This window comes from Novosphingobium sp. FG90 (genome assembly GCF_057808725.1).
Genome location: NZ_JBMDIO010000017.1, coordinates 59,529 through 79,479, shown reverse-complemented (window position 1 = coordinate 79,479; position 19,951 = coordinate 59,529). Strand labels below are relative to the sequence as shown.

Genomic DNA, 19,951 nt, shown 5'->3' with positions numbered 1-19,951 from the left:
ACCGCCAGCGGTCCCGGATCAAGTCCGGGACGACGATCAGCCCCGCAGCACCGCGCCCAGCTTGGCGGCGGCGGCGGTCACCTTTTCGCTGATCGCCTTGAGGTCGGCTTCCTTGTAGCTGGCCTCGACCGGCTGCAGCGTGACTTCGAGCGCCAGCGACTTCTGCCCTTCTGGCACGCCATTCCCGCGGAAGTCGTCGAACAGACGCACCGCGACGATGTTCGCCTTGTCCGCGCCCTGCACCAGCCGCATGAGATCACCCGAGGGCAGCTCCGCCGGGACCAGGAAAGCATAGTCGCGCGTCACCGCCTGCAGCGCCGGGGGCGCGTAGGAGACGCGGGCGAAGGTGGCTGCGCCCTTCTTGCCGGGAATGGCGTCGAGGAACAGTTCGGCGACCGCCACCGGCCCATCGACGTCGAACTGCTTGGCAGTCTTCGGATGCAGCATGCCGAAGCGCGCCAGCACCGGCTTGGGGCCAAGGCGCAGCGTCGCCGACTGGCCGGGGTGGAACTGGGGGCCAGCCTCACCCATGACCTGCAGCTTGTCGACCGGGGCGCCGGCCTCTGCCAGCAGCGCCAGCACTTCGGCCTTGGCGTCATAGGCGTCGAAGGTGGAAGCCTTGCCGGTCGCCCAGCCGCGCGCGGTCTTCTCGCCCGCGAGGACGACGGCCAGCGTCAGCCGCTCGTCGCTCGCGCCGCCGTTACCGCGCAGGTAGCGGCGGCCGATCTCGAACAGGCGCAGCGAGGCCGCGCCGCGATCGAGGTTGCGCTTGGCTGCCATCAGCAGGCCCGGCAGCAGCGAGGGGCGCATGGCCTTCATGTCCTCGCTGATCGGGTTGGCGAGAACCCACAGCGGACCTTCGGCGAAAGCCTCGGCGGCGGGCTCGGGCAGGAACGACCAGGTGACGGCTTCCTGCAGCCCGCGCGCGGCAGCAGCGCGGCGCACGCGACGCTCTAGCGCCTGCGCCGGGGTGGCGGTGGGCTTGGCGACGCCGTCGGCGCGGGGAAGCGGCACGCTCTCGACCTTGTCGAGACCGTGGATGCGCACGACTTCCTCGACGATGTCGGGCGCGCCATCGACGTCGGGACGCCAGCCGGGGACGGTGACAGCCCAGTCGTCGCCTTCGACCACAGAGAAGCCGAGGCTTTCCAGAATGCGCTGCTGCTCGCCGGGGGTGACGGTGACGCCGCCCAGCTTCTCCACCAACGAAGGCGCGAAGTGGACGATCTTGGGCGTGCCCGGAGCAGCGCCCGCGCGCACGATCTCCGACACTTCACCGCCGCACAACTCGACGATCAGGTTCGTCAGCAGGGCCAGGCCGGTGTCGAGGAACTGCGGGTCGATCCCACGCTCGAAGCGACCACGCGCGTCGGACGTCAGGTTGAGCTTGCGGCCGGTCTTGGCGATGCGCTCGGGATCGAAGTAGGCGATTTCGAGCAGGACGTCGGTGGTGGCATCGCCACAGCCCGAGTGCTGCCCGCCCATGATGCCCGCGATGTCGTGGACGCCGCTGTCGTCGGCGATCACGGTCATCTCGGCGTCGAGCGTGTAGGTCTTCTCGTTCAGCGCCTCGACCGTCTCGCCTTCCACCGCGCGGCGGGCGACGACGGCGCCGGTCAGCTTGGCGAGGTCGTAGGCGTGCGCAGGGCGGCCATACGTCAGCATCACATAGTTGGTCGCATCGACCAGCGCCGAGATCGGGCGCTGGCCCGCGGACTTGAGCGCATCCTGCAGCCACTGCGGCGAAGGGCCGTTCTTCACGCCCTTGATGACGCGGCCGTAGAATGCCGGGCAGCCCTCGGCGTCATCGGTGCGCACCTCGACCGGGCAGGGGAAGGTGCCTGCGGCCTCGGGCGCGACGATCGGCTTCAGCGTGCCGAGGCCCGCTGCCGCGAGATCGCGGGCGATGCCGTAGACGCCCATGCAGTCCGGACGGTTGGGGGTGATCGACACGTCGATGACCGGATCGGCGCCGTGATACTGCGCGAAGGGCGTGCCGACGGGCGCATCCTCGGGCAGTTCGATGATGCCATCGTGGTCCTCGCCCAGCTCCAGCTCGCGCGTGGAGCACATCATGCCGTTCGATTCGACGCCGCGCACGGCCGCAACCTTGAGGGCCATGCCGTTCACCGGCACCACCGCGCCCGGCAGGCCGAGCACGCCGACGAGGCCCGCACGCGCGTTCGGCGCGCCGCAGACCACGGTGAGCACCTTGTCGCCGGTGTCGACGGTCAGGACCTGCAGCTTGTCCGCCTGCGGGTGCTTTTCAGCCGTGAGAACCTTGGCCACGCGGAAGCCTTCCAGCTTCGCGGCGGGGTCCTCAATGCCTTCGACTTCTAGGCCGATGGCGTTGAGCGTGGCGGCGATCTGCTCGATCGTCGCGTCGGTTTCCAGGTAGGTCTTCAGCCAGGAGAGCGAGAACTTCATGTCTTGTAATCCTTCCCGCCTTATGCCGGCGTACCGACGCCGCCCGAAAGGGTCGGCACGTCGAGGGCGGAGAACCCGTAGTGGGAGAGCCAGCGCACATCGCCGTCGAAGAAGGCGCGAAGGTCGTCCATCCCGTACTTGAGCATGGCGAGGCGATCGACGCCGATGCCGAAGGCGAAGCCCTGCCATTCGTCAGGGTCGATGCCGCCCGCCGCGATGACGTGGCGGTTGACCATGCCCGAACCGAGCACTTCCATCCAGGCATGCCCCGGCGCATCGCCCGAGCCGCCGACGACCCTGCGTCCGCCCTGGCTGGAATAGCCCACGTCCACCTCGATCGAGGGTTCGGTGAAGGGGAAGTAGCTGGGGCGCAGGCGCAGGACGATGTCGTCGCGCTCGAAGAAGGCCTTGAGGAAGGCTTCCAGCGTCCACTTCAGGTGGCCGAGGTGGATGCCCTTGTCGATGACGAGGCCCTCGATCTGGTGGAACATCGGGGTATGCGTGGCGTCGCTGTCCGAACGGTAGACGCGGCCCGGCGCAATGATGCGGATGGGCGCACCCTGCTGGATCATCGAGCGGATCTGCACCGGCGAGGTATGCGTGCGCAGCAGCATCTCGCGGCCGTCGTCGTTCCTGTCGGGGAAATAGAACGTGTCATGCATCGCGCGCGCCGGGTGGCTCTCGGGCATGTTGAGTGCGGTGAAGTTGTGCCAGTCGTCCTCGATCTCCGGCCCGGTGGCGACCGCGAAGCCGAGGTCGGCGAAGACTTCGGCCAGTTCGTCCATCACCTGCGAGACGGGATGCACGGCGCCGCACGGAGTGGCGGGCGCAGGGAGCGAGAGGTCGATCGTCTCGGCGGCAAGGCGCGCGTCGAGCGCGGCGGTTTCGAGGGTGTCCTTGCGGGCGGTGAGCGCATCGCTCACGCTTTCGCGCAGGGCGTGGATCTTCGGACCCTCGACCTTGCGGGCTTCGGGGTCGAGTTTGCCCAGCGTCTTGAGCAGGCCCGAGATCGAGCCCTGCTTGCCCAGAAATTCGACGCGCAGGGACTCCAGCGTATCGAGATCATCGGCGCCCGCAATGCGGGATAGCGCCTCCTGGCCGGTTGCTGCGTGGTCCACTGGTCGTCTCACTGTTGAATGTTCGAGGTCTGGTGCTGCGCTCCTTAGGGAGAAGGGGCGCGGATCGCAATGAGTGTGGGGCGGTTGCGGGCACTCTCGCCCCGCTCTTCGTCACCCTGAACTCGTTTCAGGGTCCATCGGGCCGACAGCCTGCTGGTGTAGTCCCTGAAACGCCATTGGGGCGCTATGGCCCGATGCTCCGGATCACGCTGCACGATGGACCCTGAAACGAGTTCAGGGTGACGGGTGAAAGGAGGAAACGTCGCGCGCCGCAAGCGCGAAAAGGGCGCGGACGGCACATGCCATCCACGCCCCCAATCACGTTGCCGCAATCGCGCGATGAAGCTGAGGAGCTTCTGCGTGGGTGGCTTACGCCGCCGCCGGCAGAGCTGCCTTCGCCTGCGCGATGACGGTGCTGAACACGCCGCCTTCGTTCATGGCGAGGTCGGCCATCGTCTTGCGGTCCAGTTCGATCCCGGCGAGCTTCACGCCATGGATGAACTGCGAGTAGGTCAGGCCTTCAGCGCGGACGGCCGCGTTGATGCGCTGGATCCAGAGCGCGCGGAACGTGCGCTTCTTGATCTTGCGGTCGCGGTACGCATACTGGCCGGCCTTTTCGACGGCCTGGCGTGCGACGCGGATGGTGTTCTTGCGGCGACCACGATAGCCCTTGGCCTGGTCCAGAATCCGCTTGTGCTTTGCGCGGGTGGTAACACCCCTCTTGATACGGCTCATTCGTCAGTACTCCTCAGTTGAGCCCGTAGGGCGCCCACTTCTTGATGACCTTGGCATCGGCGTCGGAAATGACTTCGGTGCCGCGGTTCTGGCGGATGTACTTGCCGTTATGGCTCATGAGGCGGTGGCGCTTGCCGGCTACGCCGTGCTTCACCTTGCCGGTGGCGGTGAGCTTGAAGCGCTTCTTCACGCCGCTCTTGGTCTTCAGCTTGGGCATTTTCGTCTCCTTTGATCGGGACACGTCCCGCCGGCCATGGCAGCCCTTTTCGCCAGGCCGACCCGCGAATCTCCGTTGCGGGAGACTCGACCGTGTCGATTGAAGGACGCGCCCTTAGTGGGAGACTGAGGGAAAGGCAAGCGGCCCGTTAGAACGCGGGGGCTTCGACAAGCTCAGCCTGAGCGGGATCAAAGGTTTTCTCTCAAATCCGCTCAGGCTGAGCTTGTCGAAGCCCCTTCGGCCATGAGGTCCGGGATGGCGAGTAGGGGGTGCCACGGATGCTGCGCAGCCATTCGAGGAAGTCCGGGCCGATGGGGCGGCCATCCGGCAGACCATTTCGCCAAACATAAGTCTGCGCGCTGACCCGCCCTGCGCTCGTGCGCACCGGCAGGGCAAGGCGCCGATACTCGCGCCCCTCGTAGGTATCCAGCCGCGCGAGGTCACCCGGTCGCAGCTGCAATTCGCACAGCACCCCGCGCACCTGCCCCGCACCCGGCCCGAGGGCCGGATACCAGCCGCGCGTGTCCGGGACCGCATAGAGCCGCCCCGGCACCCGGCCCGGCTCTGCCCGGATCAGCCGCGACGCGATCCACTGCGCCATCGGCGTATCCGCATCGGGGCGCAGGGTACCGTAGAAGAACAGTTTCAAGGGTCAGTCGTGGTGATGATCGTGCCCGTGGTCATGAGCATGGTGCAGGGCCTCGATCACGTCCTCCAGCCTCGCCGGATCGCCGATCGCCAGCACTTCGCCGCCCGATGTCGCATTGAGCGGCTCGCCGTTCCAGTCGCACATGGTGCCGCCCGCGCCTTCGACGATCGGTACCAGCGCCGCCCAGTCATGCAGCTTGAGCCCGGCCTCGCAGACGAGGTCGATGTGGCCGCTCGCCAGCAACCCGTAATTGTAGCAGTCGCCGCCGAACATCATGCGCTTGTGGTCGGTCTTGGCCGCCAGCGCCATGAAGTGATCGCCTTGCACCTGATCGAAATACTGCGGCCCGGTGGTGGCCAGCATCGCATCGGAGAGTTCGCGGCAGGGTCGGGTGCGCACTTCGCGCCCGTTGAAGGTGGTGGCGTGGCCGCTGGCGCCGACCCAGCGCTCGTTCAGGATGGGCTGGTCGATGATCCCCAGCACCGGCCAGCCGTCCACCAGCAGCGCGATCAGTGTGCCGAAGGTCGCGCGACCGCCCATGAACGCAATGGTGCCGTCGATCGGGTCGAGCACCCAGGTTCGGTTCGAGCCGCCTTCCTCCGTGCCGAATTCCTCGCCGATGATCGAATCGCGTGGCACTTCAGCCTTGAGGATGCGGCGCATCGCTTCCTCGGCCGCCCGGTCGGCCACGGTGACGGGCGAGGCGTCGGACTTGCGGTCGGCGGCGAGGCCGGTGCGGAAGTGGGGGCGAATCGCGTCACCGGCCGCATCGGCAAGGCGGAGCGCAAGGGCGATGTCCTGGTCGAGTTTCATGTCGCCTGCTCTGCCTTCCGGACGGTGATCGGGTCAAGCGCCTTGGAAGAGGGTGTTACCTGCAAGAAAATACTAGGAATCTAACAGCCCTTGTAGATTTTCTCGCATTGCCCCGGAGCCGCCGCGCAATTATCGCTTTTTCGGGGCATCTTTAAAACAGAGTAACCATGCAACGCAGGAATCGCCCTGCGGTCGATCCCTCGATTGCGCCGCAGCAGGGCATGACACGTGACGGGCAACCCTTGTCCTACAACCGCGCGCCATCGCCGGACCTCGCGCCCTGGCTGGGGCGGCTCTATGTCACGAAAGTAGACTTGCCCAAGGACTACACCGTGTCCTGCGGGCTGTTCAGCGACACCGCATGCGTGCGCGTGCAGCTGGCGGGGGACTGGGCGGCGCAGACTGCCGATGGTGAGGTCACGACTCGCCGCGGGGCATTCTATTTCGGGCCTCATTCGCGGCGGATGCCGATTACGGTGACGGGCAGCTTCGTCAGTGTCGGGTATGTGATCCGCCCGGGTACGGGCACGTCGCTGAAGCTGCCACGTGTCGGAGAATTCCTCGACAAGGTGGTGCCGACCGACGTGATGACCGCGCCTTCGGACGATTTCCTGCAGGCGTTGGACCCCGACGCCACGCCGGAGGAATGGCTGCAGTCGATCGAGGACCTGGTCCGCCGTCAGGTCGAAGGGCTGGGCGGGGCGGAGCCGGACCCCGTGACCGCGCAGTTCGAGGAGATTTCCCTACGCGATCCCGGCATCTCGGTCAGCGATGCGGCGGCCGAATGCGGGGTCGATCGCCGCAAGCTGGAGCGCGTGGTCAGCCGCGACTTCGGCCTGCCGCCCAAGCAGGTGCTGCGCCGCGCGCGCGCGCTCGACATGGCGAGCCACTTGCGCGGCGTCGCCGATTCGCGTGAGGGGGAGGAGATCGCCCTGCGCTATTACGACGAGAGCCATCTGATCCACGAGTTCACCGAACTGTTCGGCATGTCGCCGCGCCAGTTCGTCACGCGCCCGCAGCCAATCCTGACGCTGGCCCTCGAATCGCGCCAGGCACGGCGGCTCGAGGCGCTGCACCGGATCGAGCCGGGACAGGCGCGGCCCTGGGAATAGCCGGTAGGGCATGAAAACGAAGAACCCCGGGGCAGCGTCCTGCAGCCCCGGGGTTCTTCGTTCTGGAAGCGACGGATCGCTGGATCAGTCGAACAGGCTCGACACGGAGCTTTCATCGGCGATGCGGCGGATGGCTTCGCCGAGCAGCGGGGCGATCGGCAGGATGCGGATCTTGTCCGAAGCCTTGGCGGCCTCGGTCGGCATGATCGAATCGGTGATGACCAGTTCCTTGAGCGCGGAATTGGTCACGCGGTTCACCGCCGCGCCGGAAAGGACGCCGTGGGTGATGTAGGCGGTGACGCTGGCGGCGCCCTCGTCCATCAGCGCCTGCGCGGCGTTGCACAGGGTGCCGCCCGAATCGATGATGTCGTCGATCAGGATGCAGGCGCGGCCCTTCACGTCGCCGATGATGTTCATCACTTCCGACTGGCCGGGCTTGTCGCGGCGCTTGTCGACGATCGACAGCGGCGCATTGTCGAGGCGCTTGGCCAGCGCGCGGGCGCGCACCACGCCGCCGACGTCGGGCGAGACCACCATCAGCGACTGGTCGCCGTAGCGGGCCTGGATGTCGGCCGCCATGACGGGGGCTGCGAACAGGTTGTCGGTGGGGATGTCGAAGAAGCCCTGGATCTGGCCGGCGTGCAGGTCGACCGAGAGGACGCGGTCGGCGCCGGCTTCGGTCAGCAGGTTGGCCACCAGCTTGGCCGAGATCGGGGTGCGCGGGCCGGGCTTGCGGTCCTGGCGGGCGTAGCCGAAGTAGGGCACGACGGCGGTGATGCGCTTGGCCGAGGCGCGGCGCAGTGCGTCGATGCAGATCAGCAGTTCCATCAGGTTGTCGTTGACGGGGTAGCTGGTCGGCTGCACCACGAAGACGTCCTCGCCGCGCACGTTCTCGTGGATTTCCACGAAGATTTCCTCATCCGCGAAACGGCGGACGGCGGCATCGGTGAGCGGCAGTTCGAGATACCCTGCGATCGCGCGTGCGAGCGGCAGGTTGCTGTTGCCGGACATGATCTTCATTTGCGAATCCCCGTGACGGTTCCTGGCGGTCGGTCGTTGGGACCGGCCCTGTAGCCGGGTGTCGCCGGATTGCAATAGTCGGCGGCCGATTGTCACCGCATCGGCCCGATTTGAGGCAGGGTTGCGGGGTGAGGAGTGGGGATGGGAGCGGCGATTCAGGATCAGATCGTCATCCCAGCGAAGGCTGGGACCGCTATGACCATGATGCACCCTTTCGGCGGCACCGTACCAGCTTCATCCCGGCCTCGCCGAGAGGCTGCGACATGGCGAGAGCGGTCCCAGCCTTCGCTGGGATGACGATGGTGTTTGAGCGATGACTTTGGGGTGGAGATGTGACCGGTCCGGATAAGGCTTCGTCATCCTGAACTTGTTTCAGGATCCATCGGGCGGTTGGTCCCGGAGCGTGGAGGCTTGAGCCGCCATCTCGATTGCCCGATCATAAACTGAGCTATCGGCTCGATGGACCCTGAAACAAGTTCAGGGTGACGGCGGATTGGGTGGATAGTTGCCGATCCGCCGAAGCGTTACTGCTTCCTCGAGCGCTTGATTGCTGATGTGAACAGGCTGACCGAGAAGATTGCGAGCGCAAGGCCGAGAATCGACCCAAATGCGCCCATTGTCGCTTGGGCAAGTAAGGCCAGAACAAAAGCTAAGCAGCCCGCTGTGACCGAAACGCTAATCGGATAATTGTCTAAACCTCGCATGCCGCACACATGCCAGTGGCATCAAACGGCCGCAATGGGGCGCCTACCGAGGGTCTGCTTTCCTACACACGGCGGGCTCGGGTACATTACGCCTATGTCCCGTCCGCCGCTCACCTTCCGCCACAAGGTTACACCACAAGGTGACACCTCACCCGCACAAGGTGACACATCCAGCGCAAAATGTGTCACCTTAGGCCCGCAAGGTGACACTTTCCGGCCCAAGGTGACACCTTTTCCCCCTGGACCGTGTCAACCGTGTAAACCTGCGTCACCTTGCGTCAGATTCGATGCTCGCCCCTGATCCAGCGCACGGTGCCCGAACTGGCGCGCATGACGACGCTTTCGGTGGTCATGATGCCGCCCTTGCGCCGCTTCACCCCGTCGAGCAGCGAGCCGCTGGTGACGCCGGTGGCGGCGAAGATGCAGTCGCCTTTGGCCAGTTCCTCCAGCTTGTAGATCTTGTCGAGGTCCTTGATGCCCCACTTGCGCGCGCGGGAGCGCTCGTCGTCGTTGCGGAACAGCAGGCGGCCGTTGAACTGCCCGCCGACGCAGCGCAGCGCCGCCGCCGCGAGAACGCCCTCGGGCGCGCCGCCCGAGCCCATGTAGAGGTCGATGGTGGTGTCCTCGTCGGTCACCGCGATGACGCCCGCCACGTCGCCGTCGCCGATCAGCACGACGCCGCAGCCGATCTCGCGCAGTTCGGCGATCAGCGCCTCGTGGCGGGGGCGGTCGAGTACGCAGACGATGATGTCCGAAGGCTTCACGCCCTTGGCCGCCGCCACCGCCTCGACGTTCTGGGTCGGGGTTTTCTTGAGGTCGATCACGCCGTCCGGATAGCCGGGGCCGACCGCGATCTTTTCCATGTAGACGTCGGGCGCGTTGAGCAGGCCGCCTTCCTCCGCCGCCGCCAGCACCGCCAGCGAGTTCGGCCCGGCCTTGGCGGTGATGGTGGTGCCTTCGAGCGGGTCGAGCGCGATGTCGATCCTCGGCCCCTTGCCCGGAGCGCCGCCGACCTTCTCGCCGATGAAGAGCATCGGCGCCTCGTCGCGCTCTCCCTCGCCGATCACGACCGTCCCGTCGATGTACAGGCCGTCAAAGGCCTTGCGCATTGCCTCGACTGCGGCATGATCGGCGGCCTTCTCGTCTCCGCGCCCGATGAGGGTCGACGCGGCGATGGCGGCAGCCTCGGTGACGCGCACCATTTCGAGGACAAGAACGCGATCGAGTACATGACTGGCGGGGGTAGTGTTTTCGGACATGTTCACTCCGGATTAATCCAGGGAGGCAAGATTTTCATCGATTAGACAGAGGACTTTGAATTGTCGAGAAGCTGGCTATACCCTTTCGCAATCGCAATAATCGCTCCCGCCCCGGCGATTGCCCAAGACGCTTCCGGCGCTTCTGCAGAAGATCGTGCGATCGCCGAAAAGATGCTGGGAACAGGTGGCCGCATCACGAAGGATACTTCGCGCAACGCCTGTCTGCGAACCATGAAGCAGGGCGAGATCGTGGTCTGTGCGCCGACGCCGGACCAGTACCGCGTCCCCTCCACCGGAGACGACGACCCGACTGGGGTGGGCGCCAACGACGGGCGGCCGCGCACGCCGGACGTCTCGGGCAACGGTATCTTCAAGGGCAAGGCGACGATGAGCGGCCTGTGCATGATCCCGCCGTGCCCGCCCGAGCAGCCCTACATCATCGACCTGTCGACGATCCCGGAGGCTCCGGCCGGTTCGGACGCCGACAAGATCGCCAAGGGCGAACTGCGCGCGCCGTGACGGCAGCGTCCCGGAGTGGCGGCTCCGGGAGTGCTCAGGAATAGAACGTACAGGAAGAATGCCTCCGAAGAGGCACCCCCGCCCCCTTCTCAGGCGCCGATGATCTGCATCACCAGCGGCTTAGCGGTCAGGCTGTCCGACCCGTCGAGAATGCGCATCGCCTCGGTGACGGCGCTCTCCGGCCCCGGATGCGTGACGACCGCCAGGATGACTTCGCCGTCCTGATCGGGATCGCCCTTCTGGATCAGGCTCTCGATCGATACGCCCGCATCGCGCATGGCGGCAGTGATGTCGGCCAGCACGCCCGGACGGTCGGGCACGGTGAAGCGGATGTAGGAGCTGCCCACGCGGTGCCCGGTCTCGGCCGGTTCCATCGCTTCCAGCTCGCCTGCGGGCATAGAGAATGCCGCACCCTTTTCGCCGCGCGCAATGTCGATGATGTCGGCGACGACGGCGCTGGCGGTCGGCCCGTCACCGGCGCCCGCGCCCTGGAACAGCAGGCGGCCCATGAAGTTGCCCTCGGCGACGACCGCGTTGGTTGCGCCGTCGACATGGGCGAGCGGGTGATCGATCGGCACGAGATGCGGACGCACGCGCTGGAACAGACGGGGAGCACCGCTCGCGGTGTCCACTCCGGCCATGCCGAGCAGGCGGATGACGTAGCCGAGCGAGCGGGCCTGCTCGATATCGGCGGCCTTGACGCGGCTGATGCCCATCGTCTCCACCGCATCGAAACGCAGCTGCGAGCCGAAGGCGATCGCGGCGAGGATCGACAGCTTGTGCGCCGCGTCGATGCCCTCGATGTCGAAGGTGGGATCGGCCTCGGCATAGCCAAGCCGCTGCGCCTCGGCGAGTACGTCGCCGAAGTCCGCACCGGTGTCCTCCATGGTCGAGAGGATGTAATTGCAGGTGCCGTTGAGGATGCCGTAGACGCGCTCGATGGCGTTGGCGGCGGCGCCTTCGGACAGGCCCTTGATGACCGGGATGCCGCCCGCGACGGCCGCCTCGAACTTGAGGGCGACGCCCTTCGCCTCGGCGGCGGCGGCCAGTTCAAGGCCGTGATGCGCGATCATCGCCTTGTTGGCGGTGACGAGGCTCTTGCCGCCCGCGATCGAGTTGCGGGCGAGGGCGAGGGCCGGGCCGTCCGAGCCGCCGACCATCTCCACCACCACATCGACGTCGCCCCGCGCGGCGAGGGCGGCGGTATCGTCCACCCAGTCGTAGCGCGAGAGATCGACGCCGCGGTCCTTGGTGCGGTCGCGCGCGCTGACGGCGGCGATGCGGATCGGGCGGCGGGCGCGGCGGGCGATCAGCTCCGCGTTGGTCTCGATGAGACGGACGACGCCGGTGCCGACGGTTCCCAGTCCGGCAAGCGCGATATTCAGCGGTTCGGCCATGCTAGCTCCTTGTTCGGGAGCGCGCACTAAGGCAGGCCGTCGTTGAATTCCAGTAGGAACGCCAATCGCTATGTCACTTAAGTGTCCGGGCGCAGGGGCCAAGCTGGTTCAGCACCATCCGGTAATCGGCGATGGCCTGCTGCTGCTCGGCGAAGCTGCCAGAGACATTGGCGTCGGTGGGCGGCGTTTTCGGCAGGAAACAGGCGAGGCGATACCATTCCAGCGTATCGGGCGCCGGCGGATGCCCGAGGTCGGCGACGAGTTCGGAAAACGAGACGCCCCAGGCCGGCGCCTGGCCCTGTTCGTGCTTTACCGTGATCGAGGCGGCCGAGTTGTCGTGGGTATTGAGGAAGATCTGCGTCTCCCCCTGTCCCGCGAGATTGCCAGGCACGAACAGCATCTCGCGCACGCCGGTGATCTTCGCTGGCGCATCGGGTGCGACGAGGGCCTGCAGGATCGAACGCAACCGGGCCTCGCGCCCGGGCGTCGAAATCTGCTGCGCCGTCGGCCAGACCAGTTGGAGTTCGCCGGGGCGCCCGGGGACCGCGCGGGCGAACAGGAACACGACCTGCTTCTTCAGCTTGGGTGCCTTGCCCTTGGCATCGAGCGGCAGGTCGACGAGATAGGTGACCGATTCGCCGAGCGGCGCCTTGCCCACGAGCAGGGCTCTGGTCTTTGCCTCTATATAGAAGCGTCCATGCCCGGGGGTGAGGCCGCGCGCGCGTTCGTTCTCCACCCGGGTCATCTTGGCGATCTGGACCTGCACCACGAGACCTGCCGAATCAGCTAGGTCGGCGATGTCCGCATAAGTGACTTCACCGGGCGTCTCGAGTGGCCCTTGGGCGCTCGCCGCAAGGGGCGCGAGCGCGAGATAGGCACCCGCCAGGGCCGCTGCAAGGGGGCGCGAATTCAAAGGCATGGACGATAAACTCCGTGGAAATGCGATGGCTTATAGCCGCTGAGTGGGGCCAACTCAAAATTGCACTGGATCAATTTGAGCTAACCGGGCATGAATCGTGCGTTAACCCCCGTCGGGCCGATAAGGCGTTGCGTGGGGTGGGCTTCGTCGTTAAGAAGCCTGCAAAATGGGGCAAAAACAGCAAAAGCTCCTCGGTTCGCCTCCCGTTTCGTATTGTCGTCGGATGGGCAGACTGTTAGCCGTCAGGGTGGGTAATTTGGAGTTTCGTCATGGGTTCCCTCTTTCCGGGGGGGAGTCCATGGGCGCCCTTGGGCATGTTCTTCCGGGAACCTCTGTCCGGGGCTTGGTAATGGAGTGATGCGTCTGAATGGCTTACGCTGACCAGCAGATGAGCACCAACAAGGTTGTTGCTCTTGTCATTGTCGCCTTGATCCATGTCTTCGTCGGCTATGCGCTCGTCACCGGCTTGGCCTATGAGGCGGCGAAGAAGGTCATCAACAAGGTGACCACTGTGGATATCAAGGAAGAGAAGCCCAAGGAGGAAGAGCCGCCGCCGCCTCCTCCGAAGGAAGATACGCCGCCGCCGCCTATCGTGGCGCCGCCGCCGCCGATCAACATCGCCCCGGCTCCGCCGCCGGTGCAGACTGTGATCACCCCGCCCCCGGCTCCGCCGGTGGTGATCCAGACCGCAGCGCCGCCGCCGGCTCCGCCGCCGCCGCCGCCCGGTCCGTCGAAGGCTCGTGGCGTCAAGCCGAAGGGCCAGGGCAGCTGGGCCGCCCGCATTCAGTCGAACTACCCGACCCGCGCTGCTCGTGAAGAGCGCGAAGGCCGCGTCGGCGTTCGCGTGACTGTCGGTGGCGACGGCAAGGTTTCGGCCTGCTCCGTTTCCGCTTCGAGCGGCAGCCCGGATCTGGATGAGGCCGCGTGCGACGGTATGCAGCGCTATGCGCGCTTCGACCCGGCGCTCGACGCGGACGGCAACCCGATCTCGTCGTCGTACTCGACCGCGATCGTGTACAAGCTCAACTAATCTCCAAGGGATCGGTTCGGGTCATTGGGTAATTCGACCGCTCCGATCACATCCTGCATTCTTCTTGAGAGGTAACTCGCATGCTTATCGTTGACATCCTTGCCGCCGCGGGCGCGCCGCAGAACAAGTTCGGCTTCGCCGAAGCGCTCGAGCAGGGCGGTTTCATCGCTTACGCGACCGTGATCATCCTGGGCATCATGTCCTTCGGTTCGTTCTACATCCTGTTCACCAAGTGGTTCGAACAGTCGAAGATCCTGCGTCAGTTCAACACGATCCGCACGACCTTCTGGAAGGCTCCGACCCTGCGTGAAGGCGCTGCCAAGCTCGAGAAGAACAGCGCGTGGCGTCAGCTCGTCGAAGACGGCATCGCCGCTGAAGACCAGCACGCCAAGATGACCGACTCGCTCGAAGCACACGACTGGCTGCATGGCTCGCTCGCTCGTTCGGAAGCGACCATCAACGCTCGCCTCGCCGGCGGCCTGCCCTTCCTCGCCACCGTCGGTGCGACCTCGCCGTTCATCGGTCTGTTCGGTACCGTCGTCGGCATCTACCGCGCTCTGATCGCGATCGGTCTCGCCGGTTCGGCTTCGATCGACAAGGTCGCGGGTCCGGTCGGTGAAGCTCTGATCATGACCGCGCTCGGTCTGCTCGTCGCCGTTCCGGCCGTGCTTGCCTACAACTACCTGCAGGCTCGCAACAAGCGCATCGCCGAACTGCTGACCGGCTTCTCGAACGACGTTCTCGCGAACATCAACTCGAAGGGCGCCATCAAGCCGACCGTCGCTGTCGCTGCCAAGGCTGCTCCGGCTCCCGCCAAGCCGGCCGCTGCTCCCGCCAAGCCGTAAGAGCACGGGGACCCAAGCGGATCGCCTCACGCACGTGACGTGATCCGCCCCCGTCGGGGTCAGGAAAACGCGGCGGCTCGAAGCATGCGAGAAGTCGCCGCAGGCCCCCAGGCAACGCAAGGATTAGGATAAGACTATGGCGATATCCACGGGCGGAGGCGGTGCAGAGACACCGATGTCCGACATCAACACGACGCCGCTCGTCGACGTCATGTTGGTGCTGCTCATCATCTTCCTGATCGCGGTCCCGGTCGCGATCCAGACGATCGAGAAGCTGCGCATTCCCGTCATCGTAGCTCAGGAGTCGAAGGACAAGGTGGAGAACCTCCTCCTTACCGTCTCGACCACCGACGCTTCGGGCAAGAGCGCGGGCGAACCCGGTTTCCAGGGTGCGAACCGTGGCGGTGAATGCCGCATTTACATCAACAACGTGACTCCGGTGACTTCCGAGGAACTGCGTGACCAGGCCTTCAAGCGTCTCGACGCGATCGTGAAGCGCGAAGGTGGCCCGCAGGCTCTCATGGCGAATCCGGATCTCATCCCGCAGGTCCACATTCGCGGTGACGTCGAAGCGCCTTGGCGCTGCGTTGCCGGTGCGATCTACAACGTCCAGATCTCGGGTTATCCGACGGTTGGTTTCATCACCAACCCGATCGATCCGAACTGACGCGCGGAACAGGAGTAACATCTCATGGCAATGTCAGGCGGCAAGGAAGATGGCTCGCCGATGATGGAGATGAACACGACGCCGTTGATCGACGTCATGCTCTGCCTCCTCATCATGTTCATCATGTCCATCCCGGTTGCGACGCACTCGATCGACATCGATCTGCCCGTCGCGACCCCTCCGACGGACACTCCGCCTCCGATCGATCCGGTGAAGAACAAGATCGTGCTGACTCAGGACAGCAAGATCATGTGGAACGGAACCCAGATCGACCAGGGGCGTCTGGTCCAGACGCTCGAAGCCACGACCCGCATGACCCCCGAGCCGGAACTTCAGTTCCAGCCCGAGCCGGAAGCCAGCTATGAGCTGTCGGCACAGGTTCTCGAGGTCATCAAGGCTTCGCAGGTCACGAAGTTCGGCTTCGTCGGCAACGAACAGTTCGCGACTTTCGGCAAGTAAGCCGCGAGGTCACAGACTGGTCCCGCAAGGGGCACCCAAAGGGGCGGAGCGATCCGCCCCTTTTTGTTGTGCCTTCAATCCTCGTCGGCAGGATCCATGCGCATCGCGACCGATGCCAGGCTTTCAGCCTCGAGCAACAGGTCATCGTCGGCTGCGCCGGACGGCAGGCTCTCCCGTCCGATCATCGAAAGTGCGGGCACCGAAAGCGGACTGATCCGGTCAAGTCTCACATGGTCGATCTCGCGGGCTGCGCGGTCGAGCACGTCGGCCACGCGCGCCACGTCGGTCATCCGTGCCCGGGCGTCGGCCCAGGCAGCCTCGATCAGCAGATGGTCGGGCTCGTACTTGCGCAGCACGTCGTAGATGAGATCGGTCGAGAACGTGACCTGCCGCCCGGACTTCCGCTTGCCCGGTTGCTGCCGCTCGACAAGCCCGGAAATAACCGCCACCTCGCGGAAAGCGCGGCGCAGCAGGTAGGATTGCTGGACCCAATCGACGAATTCGTGCGTCAGGATATCGGGAGAAAGCAGCGCGGCCGGATCGTCTACGGCCTTCAGACCCCAGACCACCAGGGTATAGTCGGTGGCTACGAACCCCAGCGGCCCAAGTCCCCGGTCCTCCATGCGCCGCGTGATCAGCATGCCCAGCGACTGGTTCGCGTTCCAGCCTTCGAACGTATAATAGCTCGTATAGGCGAGCTGCCGATGGGGGAAGCTTTCGACCAGCAGCCGTCCGGGCGCGGGCAGGTGCGATCGCCAGTCCTGCACTTCCAGCCACTCGCGCACGTCGTCCGGGAACCGCGCCCATCCGGCCCGGTCCGAAAGCATCGCGCGTACACGGTCGGCGAGGTGTGTCGAGATCGGCATGCGCTGGCCCATATAGCTCGGGATCGTCGCCGAGCGCTTCGCTGCCCGCACGACCAGTTCCAGGTCCTTGAGCGATTCGACCTCGAGGTCCATTCCCGCAAAGCGGAACGTGTCTCCGGGCTCGAGGCTTGCCCCGAAGCCTTCCTCGACCTTGCCGAGCGAGCGCCCGTTCCGGAAGCGCACGTCGAGCATCTCGGCATCGACGATGATTCCGGCGTTGAGGCGATGGCGCGCAGCATGCTCGGGGTGGGTGAGGCGCCATGTCCCGTCCTTCTCGCGCACGATGCGGCGGAAGCGGTCGTAAGAGCGCAGCGCGTATCCGCCGGTCGCGACGAATTCCAGCACGCGACGGAAGACCGCCTCGTCTACCCAGGCATAACTGAGCGAGGAGCGAATCTCGCTCAGCAGGGCTTCTTCGCGGAACGGTCCGGCGCACGCTATCGCCATCACATGCTGGGCGAGTACGTCCAGGCCGCCCGGGCGGAAGGCGTCGCCGTCGCGCTGCCCTTCGCGCACCGCCTGCTGTGCGGCAAAGGCTTCGAGGAACTCGAAGCGATTGCCGGGAACCAGCACTGCCTCGCTGGGACTGTCGAGCCGGTGGTTGGCGCGGCCTATTCGCTGCAGCAGGCGCGATGACCCCTTGGGAGCGCCCATCTGCACGACGAGGTCGATGTCGCCCCAGTCGATGCCCAGATCGAGGCTGGCGGTGCAGACCAGCGCACGCAGTTTGCCGTCGGCCATGGCCGCCTCAACCTTGCGGCGCGCCTCGCGTGAAAGCGAGCCGTGATGAATGCCGATCGGCAGGTTGTCTTCGTTGGCGTCCCACAACTCCTGGAAGATGTACTCGGCGAGGAAGCGCGTGTTGGTGAAGACGAGCGTCGTGCGGTGCGCCCTGATCTGTTCGATCAGTTGAGGTATCGCCCAGGTTGCCGCATGGCCGCTCCATGGAATTCGCTCCTCGCGGGGGATGAGGATCTCGACCTGGGGTTCGGCGCCCGGCTCGCCCTCGACCAGTTCGACACTATCGATGTCGCCCCATGGAGCCAGCCAGCCGCGGTATTCGTCGGGATCGGCGAGAGTGGCGGACAGCGCGGCACGCTGGAGGCCTGGCGCTATCGCCTGCAACCGCGTGAGCGCCAATGCGAGCAGGTCGCCGCGCTTGCCGGTCGCGAAAGCATGAACCTCGTCGACGACAATGCGTTGGAGGCCGGCGAAAAGGTCGGGCGCCTCCGGATAGCTGAGCAGCAGCGACAGCGATTCGGGCGTAGTCAGCAGGATATGCGGCGGCCGGGCGCGTTGCCGGGCCTTGCGATCCGACGGCGTATCACCGCTGCGCGTTTCAATGCGGATCGGCAGCCCCATTTCCTCGACGGGGGCGAGCAGATTGCGCTGGACGTCGGTGGCCAGCGCCTTGAGCGGGGAAACGTAGAGCGTGTGCAGGCCCTCGGCCGGTTTGCCTGAGCCGAGCCGCGACGCGCAGAAAGCGGCCAGCGTAGGCAGGAAGCCGGAGAGCGTCTTGCCTGCACCGGTATCCGCCACGAGCAGCGCGTGCTTTCCTCTGTCCGCGGCGGCGAGCATCGCCTGCTGATGGCTGCGGACACGCCAGCCGCGCGAATCGAACCACCCGGAGATCTCTGGCGGTATTTCTCCGGCGGGTGTCGCTATCGCGGGCATATCGAAGAGCATATCGGCACCATGGAGTAAAAGCACCGCAGCGGATGCAGTTTCACGGCTTTCGTTGAAGCTGTTCCGCCGTCATCCGGGGAAGCCCTGAGGCTGCAAGCTCATCGTCGATCTGCGCCAGCAGGCGCTGAAGACCTTCAGACGTATCGCTTTCGGCCCGTGCGGTCAGGGCTGCCTGAGTGTTCGATGCGCGCAGCAGCCACCAGCCATCCGGGGTATCGACACGCACGCCATCGATCAGCTCGACCTGGACTCCCGCCTCGCTCAGCCTCTGCACCACGTCCTCGATGACCGCGAACTTGCGTGAATCATCAACAGGGAAGCGCAGTTCCGGAGTGTCGATCAGCGCCGGCGTCGTGTCGCGAAGCGCGGTTATGCTCGATCCAATGCGGATAGAAGCCACAATTGTACGGATGGCCGCATAGAGCCCGTCGTCAAAGCCAAACCAGTCGTCAGCAAAGAAGAAGTGGCCGCTGGTTTCGCCGCCCAGCAAGGCGCCGGTTTGCTTCATCCGAGCCTTGATGTGCGAGTGCCCTGCAGGGGCCATCTCGACCCGACCATTCATGGCACGCACACCGTCGAAGATCGTGCGAGATGCTTTTACGTCGGCGATCACGCCTGCGCCGGGGTGGCGGTGCAGCAGGTCGCGCGCGAAGATGAGCAGCAGTCTGTCTGCGTTCACCACGCGCCCAAGACCGTCGACAACGCCGATTCGATCAGCATCGCCATCGAAAGCTAGTCCGAAGTCGAGGTTCTTCCGCGCGACCAATTCCCGCAAGTCTGCGAGATTGGCGTCGATCGTTGGGTCCGGGTGGTGATTGGGGAACCGTCCGTCCACTTCGGAGAAAAGCAGATGATGTTCGCCCGGCAATTGCGACAGCAAACCTTCCAGCGCAGGCCCCGCCGCTCCGTTGCCCGCATCCCATCCGATCCGCAGTCGATCAAGCGCGCGCCCATCGCACCCGACCAACCCTTCGAGCAGTCGGCTGATGTAGGTTGGGAGAACATCACGGTTCTCGATTCTGCCCCGAAGCTCTGCACGCGGGCAATTGTCCGTGGCGACCATGCCTCCGATCCGGATGATGTCAGGCCCGAAGAACGGCGCCCCCGCAAATACCAGCTTGAAGCCGTTGTGATCGGCGGGATTGTGGCTGCCAGTTACCTGAATGCCGCCGTTCACCTCTGGAATTGAGGCTTCGGCGAAATAGAGCATCGGTGTCGGGCCGAGGCCGACGCGGATGACGTTCACTCCGGCATCGGCAAGACCTTCGACCAGCGCGGCCTCGAGAGCGGGCGAACTCAAACGACCGTCGCGTCCCACGGCAATGGCGCCCGTATTGCCCAGGACGGCCCCGAAGGCGCGGCCCAGTGCATATGCATCCGTATCGAAGAGCGTTTTGCCATATATTCCGCGGATGTCGTATTCGCGCAGTATGCTCGGATCGAACCGATGATCTAGGGGTGGCCTAGGCTTGGTCATTTCTCGCTCTTGTCCTTGGGCAAACCATGACG

18 protein-coding genes are annotated in these 19,951 nt (G+C 65.4%); 6 read left to right on the top strand and 12 right to left on the bottom strand.

Going from position 1 to position 19,951, the window contains the following annotated elements:
* Positions 1–36: 36 nt before the first annotated feature.
* The 6 genes from pheT to ACODRZ_RS15770 all read right to left on the bottom strand — a co-directional run bounded on the left by pheT (position 37) and on the right by ACODRZ_RS15770 (position 5,959).
* Positions 37–2,427, bottom strand: coding sequence for a phenylalanine--tRNA ligase subunit beta (pheT, locus tag ACODRZ_RS15795; RefSeq protein ID WP_488971735.1), 2,391 nt, complete (start codon positions 2,425–2,427; stop codon positions 37–39).
* Between the two features lie 20 nt (positions 2,428–2,447).
* Positions 2,448–3,545 (bottom strand): phenylalanine--tRNA ligase subunit alpha, encoded by a 1,098-nt coding sequence (pheS, locus tag ACODRZ_RS15790; protein ID WP_488971736.1) that lies wholly within the window; start codon positions 3,543–3,545, stop codon positions 2,448–2,450.
* Positions 3,546–3,914: 369 nt separating this feature from the next.
* Entirely contained in the window at positions 3,915–4,280 is a 366-nt protein-coding gene (gene rplT, locus ACODRZ_RS15785) for a 50S ribosomal protein L20 (protein ID WP_008829612.1), read from the bottom strand.
* A gap of 13 nt (positions 4,281–4,293) precedes the next feature.
* On the bottom strand, positions 4,294–4,497 hold the full coding sequence (gene rpmI, locus ACODRZ_RS15780; RefSeq protein ID WP_008829613.1) for a 50S ribosomal protein L35: 204 nt from the start codon (positions 4,495–4,497) through the stop codon (positions 4,294–4,296).
* A gap of 202 nt (positions 4,498–4,699) precedes the next feature.
* On the bottom strand, positions 4,700–5,146 hold the full coding sequence (locus ACODRZ_RS15775) for a gamma-glutamylcyclotransferase family protein (RefSeq protein WP_488971737.1): 447 nt from the start codon (positions 5,144–5,146) through the stop codon (positions 4,700–4,702).
* A 3-nt stretch (positions 5,147–5,149) separates the two neighbouring features.
* On the bottom strand, positions 5,150–5,959 hold the full coding sequence (locus ACODRZ_RS15770) for an inositol monophosphatase family protein (RefSeq protein ID WP_488971738.1): 810 nt from the start codon (positions 5,957–5,959) through the stop codon (positions 5,150–5,152).
* Positions 5,960–6,126: 167 nt separating this feature from the next.
* On the opposite strand from ACODRZ_RS15770, the gene ACODRZ_RS15765 reads away from it, so the two are divergent.
* Positions 6,127–7,071: a helix-turn-helix domain-containing protein gene (locus ACODRZ_RS15765; protein ID WP_488971739.1), complete on the top strand. Its 945-nt coding sequence runs from the start codon at positions 6,127–6,129 to the stop codon at positions 7,069–7,071.
* 84 nt (positions 7,072–7,155) lie between these two features.
* Here ACODRZ_RS15765 and ACODRZ_RS15760 read toward each other — a convergent pair whose 3' ends face one another.
* On the bottom strand, positions 7,156–8,091 hold the full coding sequence (locus ACODRZ_RS15760; protein WP_488971740.1) for a ribose-phosphate pyrophosphokinase: 936 nt from the start codon (positions 8,089–8,091) through the stop codon (positions 7,156–7,158).
* Positions 8,092–9,073: 982 nt separating this feature from the next.
* On the bottom strand, positions 9,074–10,054 hold the full coding sequence (gene glpX, locus ACODRZ_RS15755; protein ID WP_488971741.1) for a class II fructose-bisphosphatase: 981 nt from the start codon (positions 10,052–10,054) through the stop codon (positions 9,074–9,076).
* 171 nt (positions 10,055–10,225) lie between these two features.
* On the opposite strand from glpX, the gene ACODRZ_RS15750 reads away from it, so the two are divergent.
* Positions 10,226–10,573, top strand: coding sequence for a hypothetical protein (locus ACODRZ_RS15750; RefSeq protein ID WP_488971742.1), 348 nt, complete (start codon positions 10,226–10,228; stop codon positions 10,571–10,573).
* A gap of 89 nt (positions 10,574–10,662) precedes the next feature.
* On the opposite strand, the gene ACODRZ_RS15745 is transcribed toward ACODRZ_RS15750, so the two are convergent.
* Together ACODRZ_RS15745 and ACODRZ_RS15740 are read right to left on the bottom strand one after the other, a co-directional pair.
* Complete coding sequence (locus tag ACODRZ_RS15745) at positions 10,663–11,970, bottom strand: homoserine dehydrogenase (protein ID WP_488971743.1); 1,308 nt, start codon at positions 11,968–11,970, stop codon at positions 10,663–10,665.
* A 73-nt stretch (positions 11,971–12,043) separates the two neighbouring features.
* Positions 12,044–12,889: a hypothetical protein gene (locus tag ACODRZ_RS15740; protein WP_488971744.1), complete on the bottom strand. Its 846-nt coding sequence runs from the start codon at positions 12,887–12,889 to the stop codon at positions 12,044–12,046.
* A gap of 367 nt (positions 12,890–13,256) precedes the next feature.
* Here ACODRZ_RS15740 and ACODRZ_RS15735 point away from each other — a divergent pair, with 367 nt between their 5' ends.
* The 4 genes from ACODRZ_RS15735 (at position 13,257) to ACODRZ_RS15720 (ending at position 15,890) form a co-directional block, all read left to right on the top strand.
* Entirely contained in the window at positions 13,257–13,919 is a 663-nt protein-coding gene (locus tag ACODRZ_RS15735) for a TonB family protein (RefSeq protein ID WP_008829622.1), read from the top strand.
* Positions 13,920–13,999: 80 nt separating this feature from the next.
* Positions 14,000–14,764, top strand: coding sequence for a MotA/TolQ/ExbB proton channel family protein (locus tag ACODRZ_RS15730; protein ID WP_488971745.1), 765 nt, complete (start codon positions 14,000–14,002; stop codon positions 14,762–14,764).
* A 136-nt stretch (positions 14,765–14,900) separates the two neighbouring features.
* Positions 14,901–15,431, top strand: coding sequence for an ExbD/TolR family protein (locus tag ACODRZ_RS15725; protein ID WP_488971746.1), 531 nt, complete (start codon positions 14,901–14,903; stop codon positions 15,429–15,431).
* Between the two features lie 24 nt (positions 15,432–15,455).
* A complete protein-coding gene (locus tag ACODRZ_RS15720) occupies positions 15,456–15,890 on the top strand; it encodes an ExbD/TolR family protein (RefSeq protein WP_488971747.1) in 435 nt (144 codons plus the stop codon).
* 74 nt (positions 15,891–15,964) lie between these two features.
* Here the strand turns inward: ACODRZ_RS15720 and ACODRZ_RS15715 are convergent, their stop codons facing one another.
* On the bottom strand, positions 15,965–18,442 hold the full coding sequence (locus ACODRZ_RS15715) for a ligase-associated DNA damage response DEXH box helicase (protein WP_488971748.1): 2,478 nt from the start codon (positions 18,440–18,442) through the stop codon (positions 15,965–15,967).
* Positions 18,443–18,482: 40 nt separating this feature from the next.
* Positions 18,483–19,919, bottom strand: a complete 1,437-nt coding sequence (gene pgmG / locus ACODRZ_RS15710) for a phosphoglucomutase/phosphomannomutase PgmG (protein WP_488971749.1) — start codon at positions 19,917–19,919, stop codon at positions 18,483–18,485.
* Positions 19,920–19,951: the final 32 nt, after the last annotated feature.

Excerpts from the sequence above, each read along its gene's own strand:
- pheT (WP_488971735.1), bottom strand. The coding sequence starts at position 2,427 with ATGAAGTTCTCGCTCTCCTGGCTGAAGACCTACCTGGAAACCGACGCG.
- rplT (WP_008829612.1), bottom strand. The coding sequence starts at position 4,280 with ATGAGCCGTATCAAGAGGGGTGTTACCACCCGCGCAAAGCACAAGCGG.
- rpmI (WP_008829613.1), bottom strand. The coding sequence starts at position 4,497 with ATGCCCAAGCTGAAGACCAAGAGCGGCGTGAAGAAGCGCTTCAAGCTC.
- ACODRZ_RS15770 (WP_488971738.1), bottom strand. The coding sequence starts at position 5,959 with ATGAAACTCGACCAGGACATCGCCCTTGCGCTCCGCCTTGCCGATGCG.
- ACODRZ_RS15765 (WP_488971739.1), top strand. The coding sequence starts at position 6,127 with ATGCAACGCAGGAATCGCCCTGCGGTCGATCCCTCGATTGCGCCGCAG.
- ACODRZ_RS15760 (WP_488971740.1), bottom strand. The coding sequence starts at position 8,091 with ATGAAGATCATGTCCGGCAACAGCAACCTGCCGCTCGCACGCGCGATC.
- glpX (WP_488971741.1), bottom strand. The coding sequence starts at position 10,054 with ATGTCCGAAAACACTACCCCCGCCAGTCATGTACTCGATCGCGTTCTT.
- ACODRZ_RS15750 (WP_488971742.1), top strand. The coding sequence starts at position 10,226 with ATGCTGGGAACAGGTGGCCGCATCACGAAGGATACTTCGCGCAACGCC.
- ACODRZ_RS15745 (WP_488971743.1), bottom strand. The coding sequence starts at position 11,970 with ATGGCCGAACCGCTGAATATCGCGCTTGCCGGACTGGGAACCGTCGGC.
- ACODRZ_RS15740 (WP_488971744.1), bottom strand. The coding sequence starts at position 12,889 with ATGCCTTTGAATTCGCGCCCCCTTGCAGCGGCCCTGGCGGGTGCCTAT.
- ACODRZ_RS15735 (WP_008829622.1), top strand. The coding sequence starts at position 13,257 with ATGGCTTACGCTGACCAGCAGATGAGCACCAACAAGGTTGTTGCTCTT.
- ACODRZ_RS15730 (WP_488971745.1), top strand. The coding sequence starts at position 14,000 with ATGCTTATCGTTGACATCCTTGCCGCCGCGGGCGCGCCGCAGAACAAG.
- ACODRZ_RS15725 (WP_488971746.1), top strand. The coding sequence starts at position 14,901 with ATGGCGATATCCACGGGCGGAGGCGGTGCAGAGACACCGATGTCCGAC.
- ACODRZ_RS15720 (WP_488971747.1), top strand. The coding sequence starts at position 15,456 with ATGGCAATGTCAGGCGGCAAGGAAGATGGCTCGCCGATGATGGAGATG.
- ACODRZ_RS15715 (WP_488971748.1), bottom strand. The coding sequence starts at position 18,442 with ATGCTCTTCGATATGCCCGCGATAGCGACACCCGCCGGAGAAATACCG.
- pgmG (WP_488971749.1), bottom strand. The coding sequence starts at position 19,919 with ATGACCAAGCCTAGGCCACCCCTAGATCATCGGTTCGATCCGAGCATA.